The sequence below is a fragment of the Streptomyces albidicamelliae genome (assembly GCF_025642175.1).
Lineage (GTDB): Bacteria > Actinomycetota > Actinomycetes > Streptomycetales > Streptomycetaceae > Streptomyces > Streptomyces albidocamelliae.
Genome location: NZ_CP106795.1, coordinates 8,050,456 through 8,065,502, shown reverse-complemented (window position 1 = coordinate 8,065,502; position 15,047 = coordinate 8,050,456). Strand labels below are relative to the sequence as shown.

Annotated in this window: 9 protein-coding genes; 6 read left to right on the top strand and 3 right to left on the bottom strand. The window is 71.1% G+C overall.

The genetic code is table 11. The annotated features are described in order from the left end of the window. Positions 1-83 precede the first annotated feature (83 nt). A complete protein-coding gene (locus N8I86_RS36450) occupies positions 84-2,267 on the bottom strand; it encodes a glycoside hydrolase family 6 protein (RefSeq protein ID WP_263279827.1) in 2,184 nt (727 codons plus the stop codon). 789 nt (positions 2,268-3,056) lie between these two features. Between N8I86_RS36450 and N8I86_RS36445 the strand changes: the two genes are divergently transcribed. Beyond that, positions 3,057-4,883, top strand: coding sequence for a cellulase family glycosylhydrolase (locus N8I86_RS36445; RefSeq protein WP_263279826.1), 1,827 nt, complete (start codon positions 3,057-3,059; stop codon positions 4,881-4,883). Between the two features lie 68 nt (positions 4,884-4,951). On the opposite strand, the gene N8I86_RS36440 is transcribed toward N8I86_RS36445, so the two are convergent. Beyond that, the gene (locus N8I86_RS36440; protein WP_079192665.1) at positions 4,952-5,269 is read right to left on the bottom strand and encodes a hypothetical protein; all 318 of its coding nucleotides are present in this window, start codon (positions 5,267-5,269) and stop codon (positions 4,952-4,954) included. Positions 5,270-5,425: 156 nt separating this feature from the next. On the opposite strand from N8I86_RS36440, the gene N8I86_RS36435 reads away from it, so the two are divergent. Then, positions 5,426-7,078: a penicillin-binding transpeptidase domain-containing protein gene (locus tag N8I86_RS36435; RefSeq protein WP_263279825.1), complete on the top strand. Its 1,653-nt coding sequence runs from the start codon at positions 5,426-5,428 to the stop codon at positions 7,076-7,078. Between the two features lie 118 nt (positions 7,079-7,196). Here N8I86_RS36435 and N8I86_RS36430 read toward each other — a convergent pair whose 3' ends face one another. Beyond that, entirely contained in the window at positions 7,197-8,627 is a 1,431-nt protein-coding gene (locus tag N8I86_RS36430) for a cellulose binding domain-containing protein (RefSeq protein ID WP_263279824.1), read from the bottom strand. A 313-nt stretch (positions 8,628-8,940) separates the two neighbouring features. Here N8I86_RS36430 and N8I86_RS36425 point away from each other — a divergent pair, with 313 nt between their 5' ends. From N8I86_RS36425 to rph, 4 genes are all read left to right on the top strand, one after another. After that, positions 8,941-9,786 (top strand): GntR family transcriptional regulator, encoded by an 846-nt coding sequence (locus N8I86_RS36425; protein ID WP_263279823.1) that lies wholly within the window; start codon positions 8,941-8,943, stop codon positions 9,784-9,786. A gap of 540 nt (positions 9,787-10,326) precedes the next feature. Next, positions 10,327-11,253 (top strand): hypothetical protein, encoded by a 927-nt coding sequence (locus N8I86_RS36420; RefSeq protein ID WP_263279822.1) that lies wholly within the window; start codon positions 10,327-10,329, stop codon positions 11,251-11,253. Positions 11,254-11,367: 114 nt separating this feature from the next. Continuing rightward, a complete protein-coding gene (locus tag N8I86_RS36415) occupies positions 11,368-12,213 on the top strand; it encodes an endonuclease/exonuclease/phosphatase family protein (RefSeq protein WP_073899077.1) in 846 nt (281 codons plus the stop codon). A 226-nt stretch (positions 12,214-12,439) separates the two neighbouring features. Next, positions 12,440-15,037, top strand: a complete 2,598-nt coding sequence (rph, locus tag N8I86_RS36410) for a rifamycin-inactivating phosphotransferase (RefSeq protein ID WP_263279821.1) — start codon at positions 12,440-12,442, stop codon at positions 15,035-15,037. The last annotated feature ends 10 nt before the right edge of the window (positions 15,038-15,047 follow it).

The window sequence follows — 15,047 nt, the reverse complement described above, 5'->3', positions numbered from 1 at the left end:
TCGGCGAACCGGCGAAGCGTGCAGGGCGTGGAGCCGCTCGGGAGCGGGTCCACGCCCTGCCGTGCGGTACGCGCGACCGCCGTCTACGGTTCCGTGCCCCATACCAAGGTGCCGCCCACGTACACGGTGACCTTCGTGGCGTCCGCGTACGACGTCCCGGTGCCGCGGCTGTAGTCGTCGGTCTCGTTGAGGTTGGACCAGTCCGCTTTCGCCAGCCGGAGCTGGATGTCGCCGGTGTTCGCGCCTGCAGCGAGGGAGCCCGAGGCGAAGGTGACGTCGAGGCTGTGGTCGGCGCCGGTGCGGCCGGCCGGGAGGGTCGTGACGGACGTCTTCACGGTGGAGCATCCGACCTGGGCGTAGTCGCACCACGTCTGAAAGCCCACGGACGACGACTCCCCGGTGAACCAGTAGCGGACGGTCACCCTCGACAGGTCGACGGCGCCGGTGCCCGTGTTGACGAGCTGGAGGCCGGGCTTGATCTGGTTGTCGCCGGAGGCGGAGTCGTTGTTCTTGTACCGCGCCTTCAGGCCACTGGTGCCGCCGCCCCCGCCGCCGGAGGTCTTCGTCGTCGCCGAGACGGCCGCCGAGGCGGTGGAGACGTTCCCCGCCGCGTCGCGCGCCTTGACCGTGTACTTGTAGGTGGTGGCGGGCGACAGCCCCTGATCGGTGTAGGACGTGCCGGTGGCCGTCCCGGCCTTGACGCCGTCACGGTAGACGTCGTAGCCGGCCACTGCGGTGTCGTCGGTGGCGGCGGTCCAGGTGAGGGAGACGCTGTCGGCGGCCGTCGCGGAGACGGTCAGGCCGGTGGGTACCGTCGGCGCCTTCGTGTCGCCGCCGGTCCCACCGCCGCCCGAACCGCCCACGGGCGGGTAGGCGTTGGCGAGCAGCTGGCGGAACTGGGCGGAGAACCAGTGACCGGCCAGCGGCGCGTCGGCCAGCGCTCCGGTGGGGTTGTTGCCGTTGCGCGCGTTGCCGGTGTACGTCGGGTCGCACATCCGGTCGAAGTTCTTGCCCTCGTCGTTGTCGACGGCTTTGCTCGCGCCGTCCGACTCGCCCGGCGGCTTGGCCCAGACGTAGGCGTCGACGCCGGCATCCGGTGCGGTGGCCGGACGTTCGCCGAGTCCAGCGCCGTTCTGGTTGCACCAGTTGCCGGCGTGGATGCGGCGGTCGACGCGGCCCCCGTCGACGTAAGCGTCCACGCTCGTCGAGGGACCGGGACCGGTCGGTCGTGCGGAGCCGCCCCAGCCGTTACGGGAGGTGTCGATCAGCATGCCGATGCCGCTGTCGAAGCCCTGGGCGACCAGCGCGGTGCGCAGGCCCTGGGCGTACGTCGTCTCGTCCACGTACTGGTTCCAGTCGATCCACTTCGACTGGCGGACGCTCTGCCCGTTCACCGTGTCGGTGATCTTGACGTGGGGTTCCTTGGTGGCCGAGTAGTTGGCGGTGTTCACGATGAAGCCGGTCACGTCGCCGACGGTCGCGCCGCTGGTCGTCGCGGCCTTCTTGAACTCCAGCGCGGAGGGCACCAGGTTGCTGTCCCAGCCGAGCCAGCCGTGGTGGCCGGCGTCGATGTAGTTGTACGTGTTCGACAGCGCGCCGAGCTTGTGCAGGGCGTACCCCACGCCCTTCTCGTAGTTGCCGTTGGACTTCATGGTGGCGCACTCGGGGGTGGACCCGGCCGTGCCGCCGGCGTTGGTGACCAGGTTGGGCAGCGAGTCGGGTTCGATGAGGTTGACGATGCGCAGGCTCGCGTAGGCCGGGTCGGCGAGCACCGTGGCGATGGGGTCGATGTACTCGGACTCGTAGCGCCCCAGGTCGTCGGGGCCCAGCTCGCCGTTGGAGGCGAGTGCCGCGCAGTCGCGGCCGGGCAGGTCGTAGATCACCAGCTGGACCAGGTTGGCGCCCTGTGCCTTGGCCGCGTCCAGGTGTGCCTTCAGACCGCGCGCCTCGGAGGTGCCGTTGATCGCGGCGATGCGGTCGAGCCAGACGAAGGTGGGCTGGTCGGCGACGGCCGAACCGCCGGGTTCCGCCGCCGCCCTGGCCGACCAGTCGGGGTTCACATAGGGCTTGGCTCCGACGTAGGGGTTGTCGAGTTCGGCGGCGGCCGACGCGGTGCCCGGCAGGGCTGCCACGCACAGCCCCGCCGCCAGGACGACGGACGCGAGGGATGCGGCGGACGCCGTGGCCGCTCGCTCACGGCGACGCCAGGGCTGCGGTGGCGAGGCGTCCGGCTCGCGGAAGCGTGTGACGGGCCTGGGGAGGGACATGAGGCGACTCCTGGTGGACGGCGGGCTGGTGACGGGCTGTGGGGTGGGCGCGGTCCGACCGCGGACGGGCCGCCTCGTGGGCGCGCGGGCACGCTCATTGGGCGGGCACGGGTGGTTCGGACGGCTTCCACGGGCTGCGCGCGTGGTGCAACGGGTGCGATCAGGTAGGTGCGTGGCGCACCTCGGTCCGACCGGAGCCTGGTCCGCGACACGGTGACGCGGGGCGTCCTTCCGACCACGGGGACTGTGGGCGGACCGGAGAGAACAGGACCAATGTGCGCCTCGCCGTCCGGCCCGGGCCGTACCGGCAGGCGAGTTCGTTCCGTCGAGCGAGCAAGCGACGGATCGACCGGCTGAGTGGCCCGCCGGTGCGGCGCGAGCCGGTGCCGCGGTACGACACCCAGGGCGGAGCACTCGGAGCGGTGCCCGGCCGCTGGGACACGCGGAGGACAGGGCACCGGGGGCTGGACACCGGGGACTGGGAGCGCTCCCACGGTGAAGCCGTCCGGCCTTTCATGTCAACACCCTTGCCGCGAAAGGCTTTTCGTCCGGTTCCCCACGCGGGACAGGCCGATTGCGACCGCAGGTATTGACGTGTGCACGCTTAGTGGCTTCCATGGGGCGCAGTCCGGCTCCGACGAGCCGGGCCGGCCGGGGCGGGACACCCCGGACGGCCCGCGGGAGCCGTCGGCCGGACGCCCTCCCCCACCCGAAACCGATATGCGACACCCCACGCCTGACCATGGGAGCGCTCCCACCTCATATCGGCCCGCCGAGAGGACCCCCACGATGCGTCATCCTCCCGCTCACCACCTCGGCCGCACCCTCGCCGCCCTCGTCTGCGCGGCCGCCACCGCGCTGGTCCCCGTGCTTTCCCTACCGGCCACGGCACGGGCCGCGACGCCCTCCGAGCCGCGTCGGCCGGTGGCGACCGCCGTGCCGGGTGCCGGCTACTGGCACACCAGCGGGCGCCGGATCCTCGACGCGCGGAACGAGCCCGTGCGGATCGCCGGGATCAACTGGTTCGGCTTCGAGACCGCCAACTACGCGCCGCACGGCCTCTGGTCGCGCGACTACAAGTCGATGACGGACCAGATGAAGTCGCTGGGGTACAACACGATCCGGCTGCCCTACAGCGACGACATCTTCAAGAACACCACGCCCAACGGCATCTCGTTCGCGGGCGGCATCAACGCCGATCTCGAAGGGCTGACGTCGCTCCAGGTCATGGACAAGATCGTCGGCTACGCGGGCTCGATCGGCATGAAGGTCGTCCTCGACCGCCATCGGCCCGACTCCTCGGGGCAGTCGGCGCTCTGGTACACCTCGGCCGTACCCGAGACGACGTGGATCGGCGACCTCAAGGCACTCGCCGCCCGCTACCTGGGCGACACCGCCGTGATCGGTATCGATCTGCACAACGAACCGCACGATCCCGCGTGTTGGGGCTGCGGTGACGCGGCCACCGACTGGCGGCTCGCCGCCGAACGCGCCGGCAACGCGGTACTGTCCGTCAACCCGGACCTGCTGGTCTTCGTGGAGGGCGTGCAGACGGTCGGCGGCCAGAGCTACTGGTGGGGCGGCAATCTCGCCGGTGCCGGTTCCGCCCCGGTGTGCCTGGACGTACAGGGCCGCCTGGTGTACTCGGCGCACGACTACGCCACCAGCGTGGCCCAGCAGCCCTGGTTCGGCGACGCGTCGTTCCCGGCGAACATGCCGGGGATCTGGGACAGGTACTGGGGCTACCTCTTCAAGCAGAACACCGCCCCGGTGCTCCTCGGTGAGTTCGGCACCACTCTCCAGTCCGCTGTCGACCAGAAGTGGCTGGCCGCGCTGGTGGAGTACCTGCGCCCCACCGGCACGTACGGCGCGGACAGCTTCAACTGGACGTTCTGGTCATGGAATCCGAACTCCGGCGACACCGGCGGCATCCTCAAGGACGACTGGCAGACGGTGGACACGGTGAAGGACGGCTACCTGGCATCCGTCAAGGCGCCCGGGTTCGGTGGAGGCGGCTCCGGCGGCGACACCACGGCCCCCTCGGTTCCGACGGGGCTCAGGGTGACCGGCACGACGGCGTCCTCGGTCTCGCTCACCTGGTCGGCGTCCTCCGACGACACCGGCGTGGCGGGGTACGACGTCTACCGGGGCACCGGCAAGGCCGGATCGGTCACCGGTACCTCGTTCACCGACAGCGGGCTGACGGCGGGCACCGCGTGCGACTACACGGTCCGGGCGCGGGATTCGGCCGGCAACACCTCGGCGGCCTCCGCCGCGCTCACCGCGACCACGGCCGGCACCGGTGGGGGCGGGGACGCGGGGTGTTCGGCCGTCTACAAGGTGAGCAGTGACTGGGGCAGCGGATTCAACGCCGACGTCACGGTCACGAACACCGGCCGTGTCCCGACGAAGTCGTGGCAGGTCACCTGGAGTTGGCCGGGCGGTCAGACCGTCACCGGAATGTGGAACGCCTCCTACAGCCAGAGCGGCCGGGCGGTGACGGTCAGCAACGCCGGTCACAACGGTGCCGTCGCGCCCGGCGCGTCCACCTCGTTCGGTTTCGGAGCGGCTCCGGGCGGTGCGGGTGCACCGGTCCTGGCCTGTCGCGCGGGCTGACGCCCGACGCCCCGTGCGGGGAGAGCCGGCCGGCCACGGCACTCCCCGCACTCGCCGGCCGCGCAGGATCAGGCGAGGGCGTCGCGCAGGTAGCCGGGCAGGATCTGACACACATCGGGGTCCACCGTCGAGCCGTGTGCGCGGAGGTCGTCCGGCGAGACGGTCAGGCTGCCGCCCGCGCCGGTGCGGACGACGGCGCGGAACGTTTCCCCACCGCGGGCCGGAACCCTGGCGAGGTGGCCGGCCAGGGCGGCACGGCCCAGCTCGACCGGGTCGACGTCGGTGGTCGTACGGCCGTAGCCCTTGCAGATCCACACGCGGCTGAACGGCTCATACCGCTGGACCTCCCATACCACCAGGCCGTCGGCGTCACTCTCAGGGGACATGACTGCGATCATGCCCCGAACCGCTGACCGCACCGCCGCTACCAGTGAGTACTGGCCGAAAACAGTGATGGGCGGCGGGAGCCGGAGGTTGACGTCCGGTAACGATCTACCGATCTCGGCCACGCCGGTACATGGAACATACATACGATCCCCTGCATGAACAGAGCTGTGAAGATCGGCCTCGCCGGTACGTGCACCGCCCTGCTCGTCCTCGGGGGAATCGGTACGTACAACGTCGTGCACAGCCTGAGTTCCCCGGATGACGGCACACCGGCCGCCGGGGGCACCTTCGACGCGGCGGCGTTGTCGAGCACGCCGCCGTCGAACGCCGAAGCGGTCAAGCTGACCCGCGCGTTCCTGGACAGCTGGTCGCATCAGCACCTCGAAGGCGCGGCGAGCGACACCGACGTGCCGAACACCGCCGGACAGGCTCTGCGCAACTACGCGGACGGCCTGCGGCTGAAGAAGCTGTCCTTCGCCCGCGTGCACGCCGCCGGGCCTTCGGCGGTCACGCACGGCGCCACCAAGGTCGACTTCGAGGTCACCGCACGCGTCGCCGGTGGCACGTGGACGTACCCGAGTGCGGTGGCCGTACTGAAGAGCGCGGAGGGCGTGCTCGCCGTCCACTGGAACAACTCGGTGCTCTACCCGGGCCTGGCCGAGGACCAGTCGTTGACCGCGGGTGAGCTCCCCGCCGACGCGAGCGCGGTGAAGGTGGTGGCACGCGACGGGAAGACGAAGCTGTCCGGATTCCCGTCCCTGCGGGAGATCACCGCGACGCTCCGCCAGAACGCCCGGGCCACCGGAGGCAGCACCGGGACCGGCGTGGCCGTGGTCGACGGCGGCGGCGCTCTCGTGGAGAGGGTGAAGGTCTTCTCCAAGGGTCGGGCACCGGTCGTCAGGACGACCATCGACGCCCGGCTCCAAGCGGTCGCCGAGAAGGCGGTGAAGGACTCCCACCTGCAGGACAAGCCCGCCGGGACCGTGGCGCTCGACTGGAGCAACGGCCACATCCTGTCGATCGCGCACACCGGTGCGGACGGGGACATCGCCATCAACGGCATCAAGTCGCCGGGCTCCACGATGAAGATCATCACCTCGGCGGCCCTGTTCGACCAGGCGGGCCTGACGGTGAACAGCCCGGCGCCGTGCACCGATTCGCTGATGGCCAACAGCCAGGTGTTCCACAACGACCCAGGGGTGAAGGCGAATCCGTCCTCTTCCCTCGTCCAAGCCTTCACCGTGTCGTGCAACACCTCTTTCATCAAGGACGGCTTCCACCATCTGGTGCACGACGGGGACGCCTCCGCCCTGCACGACGAGGCCGTGAACGTCTTCGGCATGGGCAGCTGGTCGATCGGCGGCGGCGTGGCCACCACCGACCCGAGCATCCCGCCGGACGTGCGGGGCAGTGACCAGGCCGCACAGTTCATCGGCCAGGGCAAGGTCACGGCCACTCCCCTGTTCATGGCGTCCGTGGCGGCGACCGTGCGCAACGCCGGCTTCGAGCAGCCGGTCATCCTTCCCGGGCAGCACCAGGACACCGCGCCCCGGCCCATCTCCGCGCGGACGGCCGGGGCTCTGCAGTCGATGATGCGCCGCGTCGCCACCTCCGGTACGGCGGCTCCCCGGCTGGGCGGCCTGGCGGGCGTCGGCGCCAAGACGGGCACCGCCGAGGAGGGCGACCACACCAACGGCTGGCTGACCGCGTACAACTCCCGCATATCGGTGGCGGCCCTCGTCGAAGGCGGCAGTTCCGGCGTGGACTCCGCCGGCTATGTCGTACGGCAGTTGCTCACCGCCCGCTGACACCCGCACCGGCGGACGTCGTTGCCGCGCCCGTCCTCCACGCGCCCTTCTCCCGGCGTGATCGCAACGGGACCCGGCACGCGAGGTGCCGGGGCCCTGGGGAAGGACGGCCCGTCGGTCAGGACGAGGGGACGGTGTCCTCGAACGTGGTGCCGGCCGACCGGTAGGCGGCCACCTTCGCCGCCACCGTCGCCGGGGTGAGTACCTGGTCCTTGACGTGCAGGACGTAGTCGACCTGCTCGTCGTACTTCCGCGGGCTGGTGCCGCTCTGGCCCGTCAGGTCGATGAGCCACTGGTTGAAGTTGATCGACATGGGCCGCTCCGGCAGGTAGGCGGCGTCGTGCGTGCCGAAGAGCCGGCCGTCGATGTAGTAGCGGATCGTGCTGTCGTCGATGGTGAGGAGGACGTCGTGCCAGCCGTCGTAGCTCTGCCGGCTCTCGGTGTGCTGGTTCACGGCCTGCCACGGGTCGGGGTTGTAGGTCTCCCAGGACGTCGTGTACAGGATGTTCGACGTCTCGCCCCAGCCGCCGTTGGGCAGGTACTCGAAGTCGTACTCGGCGTAGTCGTCCGCCATCGGTGCCTTGAGGTCGTTGATGGTGAAGAACGTCTGCACCAGGTGGTCGCCGTCCGGGCCGCTCCTGGGCGCGTCGCTGAACCTGATCCGTGCCGCGTACGTGCCGTTCTTGAACTTCGTGGCCTTGGTGAGGACTTCCGTCTGCCGGGTGCTCTCACCGGTGCCGGAGGTGGAGGTCTCCAGGTTCATCACCGAGTTGCCGCCGGAGGAGGAGAACGTCACGTTCTCGGGCGCCCAGGTGGCTCCCGGCACGCCGGGCCCGCCGGAGTTGGAGCGCACGTTCCAGCCGTGGGCCGAGATCTTGGGGTCGTTGTGCGCGGTGTAGTCGAAGTCGTCGAAGAGGGTGGCCCCTTGGGCAGGTGGATCGGTGGGATCGGTCGGGTCGGTGGGATCGGTCGGGTCGTTCCCCTCGGGTGCGCTCCCCCAGACCACGGCCCCGTCGAGCTGGGCGGTCACCTTGCTCCAGTTCCCGTAGGTGGTCTGCGCCGGGCCGAAGGAGTAGTCGTCGGCCTGGTTCAGCGGTTGCCAGTCCGAGCGGTAGAAGCGCAGTTGCAGGTCGCCGGAGTCGGCGCCGGGGGCGAGTGAACCGGCACCGGCGGTGAACCCGATCTCCAGGTAGCGGTCGGCGTTCGCCGTGGGACGGGCCAGGGTGCCGAACGTGCCGGTCACGTTGGCGCAGCCCTTGACGGCCCACGAGCAGGCGAAGCGGTAAGTGGTGCTCGGAGTGTCGGACTTGAAGTAGTAGCGCACCTTGACGCCGCTGAGCGCGACACCGGCGGCGCCGACGTTCTTCACCTTCAGCCAGGGTTCGGCCTGGTCGCTGCCGGTGGACCCGGTGTGGTACTGCACGGTCAGCTCGCCCGGGGCGGCGTTCGCGGTCGCCGGCTGCGCGGCGAGGCCCGCGCAGCCGAGCACGGCGGCTAGGGCGAAGGTCAGCGAGTTCTTCCTGGTTCTGCCGAGGCTGGGCCGGGGCATGTGCGTCCTCCTCATGGCTGTTCACTTCCGGAACGGTGGGGGCGTCGGGATGTGCGAGTCGGGGACGTACCGGTGGAGCGGCCCGTGCCGGGCGCGATCGGCGGGTGCACGGACGGGGGAGGTCGCGGGGCCGACATGTCCGGCCGTCGAGACCTGACCAGTTGGACTGGTCAGGTGACCTCTCGTAGGGGAGAAAGTGGCATAGACCAAAGGCCGCGTCAACTGCTCAGTGCGACAGTTGAGTTGTGGATCAGCGTGGGGGCGTGGTCAACTGGACAGGCAACTGGTCAGCCGGCGCTGAGGGGGGCGGACAGTGGACGCCGACGAGAAGAGGGGCGCGCCCGGGGCGGTGCTGAAACGCGAGCGCGTGCGCGAGCACATCCTCGAACTCGTCGAGGCGCGAAGCCCCGGCGACCCCATCCCCTCCGAGCGCACGCTCTGCGCGCACCTCGGTGTCTCCCGGCCCACGCTGCGCACCGCCGTCGACGAACTCGTCACCGCGGGCCTTCTCGTCCGCGAACACGGACGCGGCATGTTCGTCGCACCGGAGAAGATCACGCAGGAACTCGTCTCCCCGGGACACGCGTTGGCCGTCACCCAGGCCGCGGGCGCCTGGTCCAGCCGGCTGCTCGAGTTCACCACCATGCCGGCCGGGGCTCGCGTCGGCCGCAAGCTGCGTCTTTCACCGGCCGCGGGCATCGTCTACGTCGCCCGGCTGCGCCTCGTCGACGGCGCGCCCATGGCCATCGAGCACCTGCACATCCGCGCCGACCTCGTCCCGGGCCTCACCTCGGAGGAGTTGGAGAGCGGCGATCTGTACGAGCATCTGCGCGAACACCACGCCGTGCACGTCCGCGACGCCGTCCAGGCGATCGAACCGACCGTCGTCACGCGCGCCGAGGCAGAACTCCTCGGCGTGCCGGAGCTGTCGCCCGCCCTGTTGTTCGAACGGCTCACCTCGGACGCGGACGGGCGGCCCGTCGAGTACGTCCATTCGCTCTACCGGGGTGACCGCTACCGCATCGTCTCCCGGCTCACCCTGGGTCCGGCCGCGAACCTGGCCGACCCGCCGGCGGGCCATCATCCGGGCATCCCGCCGGGGGACTTCGCGCACCGCGACACGGTCGCCTCCTCCACACGGGGCGACGTGCAGGCGTAGCGGCTGCTTGCCGCCCGCCGGGGCCGTTGACCGCCTACGAGGACATGGCCGCCAGGAGCCCGCTACCAGGACTACGGGCTGCCCAAAGGTGCGGAGGTCGTCCTCGACCGCTGCCAGGTCCGGGATTCCGGCGCGCGCCGTACGACCAGTCGTGGATGTCGAGGCGAGCCGGCAGGGCTCCCGCCCGGACCCGTCGGTCGAAGCCGGCCAGTGCGGTCGCGGCGTCGCCCGGAGGACGAGCGAGGAACGGTTCGACCGAGCGGGTCGATGCCAGGACGTCGGTGCCCGGCTCGTCGGGGAACCAGCGCGCCGGATCGGCGTCCAGTCCCCCGGTCCACGGTCCACGTACCCGGTCAACTGATCAACGGTGAGAGGCACACGGGAAGACCAAGCGCCGGTTCCTGGCCGGACTCACGGGGCCGGGGCCCCGGTACGGCGCCCTGCGGCGGGACTCCGGGCCGGGTGCCGACGTCGGGCATGGAGACGCACTGAGTACGAGAACTCATGTGCCCCGGGACGGCGGCTGGCAGGCTGCCCCGCATGACAAGCGGCAGAGGGACGCTGACGGCCCTGCATCTCTTCCTGGTCTGGGCGGCGACGGCGGCCGTGATGCCGGTGCTCGGATTCGGGGTGGTGGTGGCGGGCTGGGGCGGTGGCGCCGGGGCGGCGGTGACCGTCCTCGTGCTGGGTGTGCCGCTCATGGTGGTCCTCCTGGTCCTGGCGGGCCTGCCGGCGAGGACCGTGGTGCCCCTGTGCGGCTCGGCGGGCCGGCGGGTCGGGTGGGCGGTGGCGGTCTTCGCCCTCGGCACGCTCGGTGTCCTGGCGGGGCTGGCCGCCTACAGCGGGGACGTCGACCTGGGGAGCGCCGGCACGCGGATCGCGTTGACGGGCGTGCCGTACGCCGTCGCCGCGGCGTGCTTCGTGCCGAACCGGTGGGTGCGGCTGGGGGCGGTGGCCGCGCTGGCGGCCGGCCTGGTCCACGGGGGCTTCGTCGGCCCGGCGCAGGCGGGGCAGCACCGTCACACAGCGGAGATCGCCCGCTTCCGGGAGCATCCCGGACTGCTGTATCTGGGCGCGGCGCCGTCCGGGATGCGGGTGTCCCGGGCCGTGGTCGGGCCCGCCTCTTTCAGCGTCGACTACCGCCCCGTGCGGGAGGGATACGAGTCGGGGCACGTGGGCCTGGTGGTGCGTACACCGTTGACGCCGGCACCCCGATGTCCGGAGCCCGCCGACAAGGGCGCCACCTGCACGGTGGACGCGCACGGTGTGATGCGCGTGATCCGCCGTCTCCCCGGCGGCGCCGTGGACATCACCCTCACGCAGCGCCACCACGACGCGGAGGTCGAGGTCGGCAGCCAGTCGCTGGACGAACCCGGCCTGCGTCGCCCGCTGCACACGGTGCACCCGCTGTCGGACACGGAGCTGGAATCCCTGATGCGGGAAAAGGCGATCACCCAGGGCTACTGAGTCGGACGGTGCCGGTCCGAGTATCGACTGGTGCCGGCAGCGGTCGGCGTCGCGCGGGACGACCCCGTGCGTGTTGGATGGGCACCAGCGGTGTGCGCCGACGCGGAGGAGGAGATGGTGCCCGGAAGAAGCACTCGGCTGTTCGCGGGCGCCCTGACCGCGGTCTGCGTGTTGCTCGTCGGCTCCAGCGCGCCGAACGGCGCGCTCCTCGCCAGGCCGCTGCCGGTCGACGCCGCCGAGACCGTCGTACCGAATCGCGTCATGACGTGGAACATCTGCAATCCCTGCAATCGGAGCGGATACAACGTCGGCCGGGCGGCGGAGATCGCCACCTACGCACCCCAGGTCATCGGCCTGCAGGAAGCGTGCGTGCGGGACGTCGAGGAGATCCGCAAGCTCCTGAAGAGCCTCTACGGCCTGGACTACCACGTCGAGTACGGGAGCGTGCTCCGTAACTGGAACCGCTGCGGGGGCCTGCCGTGGCGACCGGGAGCCTACGGCCAGGCCGTCCTCTCGGCGGCACCCATGACCGGGCGCATCAGCGTCGAATACCCCGACGGCGGGTCCGAGGACCGCGGGTACATGGCGGTGACCACTCTCGTGGGCGGCCGGCCGGTGCGCGTCTTCAACACCCACCTCGCCCAACGGCGTCAGGAGACGGTCCGGGCGGACCAGGTCGACGTGCTCGCCCCTCAAGTCGCCCGGTACGACCGGGTGATCGTGCTCGGCGACTTCAACAGCGTGCCGAACGCTCCCGAACTGGGGAGGATGTGGGCGCTGGCCTCGGACGCGGATCCCGAGTGCCGTCCGTCGCCCGCCGACGCCTGTGAGACGACCACCGACTGGCACAGCAAGTTCGACTACGTGTTCCTGCGCGGCATCGCGCCGCTGGCGCACGGTGTGCATCCGAGCCCGTACTCGGATCACCACCTCTTCCACGCCGACCTGGGGCCGGTCTGAGGCGTGTCCCGCCGGATGCCCTGCGAGCCGCCGGGTGGCAGAAAAGACGAAGGGCAAGGAGAGCCCTCTCCTTGCCACTCTCAAGTTATAGCGCGACGGGGGGCTTGCGGCAAGGCCCGGGTCACGGCGCAGAATCGTCGGCCGGTGCCCCAACGTGGGGAAATGAGGCGGCGATGCGATCGGCCACCGCGGTGTCACGGTGCACGCCCGCCCCGGAGGGAGCTTTGTGATCGAGCGGTACGTGTTGGATCTTCAGGAGACCGACGAGACCCAGGTCGCGGTCGTCGGCGGCAAGGGCGCGCACCTGGGCGGGCTGACGCGGATCGAGGGGGTCCGCGTACCGGACGGCTTCTGCGTCACGACGGACGCCTTCCGGCGGATCATGGCGGAGGCCCCGTCGCTCGATGATCTGCTCGCTCGGCTGTCGCGCGCGCACCCGGACGACCGGGAGACCATCCGCACACTCGGCGCGGAGATCCGCCGGACCGTCGAGGGGATCGCCGTCCCGGACGACCTCGCGACGGCGGTCACCCGCGCGCTCGCCCGGCTCGGCGAGGAAACCGCCTGTGCCGTCCGGTCCAGCGCGACGGCGGAGGACCTGCCGACGGCCTCCTTCGCCGGCCAGCAGGACACGTACCTGAACGTGGTGGGGCCGACGGCGATCCTCCGGCACATCAGCCGGTGCTGGGCCTCGCTGTTCACCGAACGGGCCGTGACCTACCGCCAACGCAACGGCGTCGACCACCGTACGGTCCAGATGGCCGTGGTCGTCCAGCGGATGGTCTTCCCGCAGGCGGCAGGCATCCTGTTCACCGCCGACCCCGTCACGGGGAACCGGACGGTGGCCACCGTGGACGCCGGCTTCGGCCTGGGCGAGGCCCTGGTCTCCGGTCTGGTGAACCCGGACGTCTTCAGGGTGCGGGATGGCGCGGTCGTCGCCAGAACGATCGCCGTCAAAGAGCGTGCCGTGCACGCGCTGCCGGCCGGCGGAACTCGGGAGGTGCCGGTCGACCCGCCCCGGCAGGGGCAGCCGACGCTGACGGACGCGCAAGTCGTGCGGCTCGTGGGGCTCGGGCGGCGGATCGAAGCACACTTCGGCCGCCCGCAGGACATCGAGTGGTGCCTGGCCGACGACGGCTTCCAGATCGTTCAGAGCCGGCCCATCACGACGCTCTTCCCCGTTCCCGACGTCGGCGACCGGGAGAACCACGTCTACGTCTCCGTCGGCCACCAGCAGATGATGACCGACGCCATGAAGCCCCTCGGGCTCTCCATGTGGCGGCTGACCGCCATGGTGCCGATGCACGAGGCCGGCGGGCGGCTGTTCGTGGACGTCACCCCGCGCCTGGCCTCCCCCGCGAGCCGCGCCGGCCTCCTGGACCTCATGGGGAAGGGCGATCCGCTGGTCAGGGACGCACTCGAGACCGTGCTCGACCGCGCCGGCTTCGTCCCGTCGCTCCCGGACGCGGGCCCGGGCGGGCCGCCCGCGGGCGGCGCGCCGGCCCCGATCCCGACCGATCCGGCCGTCGTCACCGAGCTGATCGAGCGCAGCGAGGCGTCCCTCGCGGCCCTGGAACGCGACATCCGGACGAAGACCGGGCCGGCGCTGTTCGACTTCCTGCTGGAGGCCTTCGAGGAGCACAAGCGAGTCCTCAGTGATCCGCTGAGCATCCAGGCGATCATGGCGGGCATGGAGGCCACCTGGTGGCTCAACGACAGGCTGCGGGAGTGGCTGGGCGAGAAGAACGCGGCCGACACGCTCACGCTGTCCGCCCCCGACAACATCACCTCGGAGATGGGCCTGGCGCTGCTCGACGTGGCGGACGTGATCCGTCCGCGGCCCGAGGTGGTGGAGTTCCTCCAGGGCGTCGAGGACGAGGACTTCCTGGACGAGCTGGCGAAGCTCCCGGGCGGGACCGAAGCGCGTGACGCCATCGAGGCCTACCTCGACCGGTACGGTATGCGCTGCGTCGGCGAGATCGACATCACGAGGCCGCGCTGGCGCGAGCGGCCCGCCACGCTCGTGCCCGTGATCCTGGACAACGTCCGCAACTTCGGCCCCGGCGCCGCCGAGCGGCGCTTCGAGCTGGGGCGCCGGAAGGCACAGCAGAAGGAACAGGACGTGCTGGCACGCCTGCGGGCCCTGCCGGACGGAGACCGGAAGGCCGACGAGACCAAGCGGATGATCGACCGGGTCCGCACCTTCATCGGGTACCGGGAGTACCCGAAGTACGGCATCGTCAGCCGCTACTTCGTCTACAAGCAGGCCCTCCTGGCGGAGGCCGAACGCCTCGTACGGGCCGGCGTGATCCCCGAGCGGGAGGACGTCTTCCACCTCACGTTCCAGGAGTTCCACGACGCGGTGCGCTCGAACCGGGTGGATCTCCGGCTGATCCAGCGGCGCAAGGACGCGTTCCGGTCGTACCAGGCGCTCACACCGCCCCGGGTGCTCACCTCGGACGGCGAGGCCGTCAACGGCGCGTACCGGCGCGACGACGTGCCGGCCGGCGCCCTCATCGGGCTCCCCGTCTCCGCCGGGACCGTCGAGGGAAGGGCCCGCGTCGTCCTCGACATCGCGGACGCCGACCTCGAAGCGGGCGACATCCTCGTCACGGCCTACACGGACCCCAGTTGGTCCCCGCTGTTCGTCGGCATCGCGGGCCTGGTGACGGAGGTGGGCGGCCTGATGACCCACGGCGCGGTGATCGCCCGGGAGTACGGCCTGCCGGCCCTCGTGGGTGTGGAGCGGGCCACCCGGCTGATCCGGGACGGGCAGCGGATCCGCGTGCACGGCACCGACGGGTACGTCGAGATCCTCTCGTGACCGGCCACGG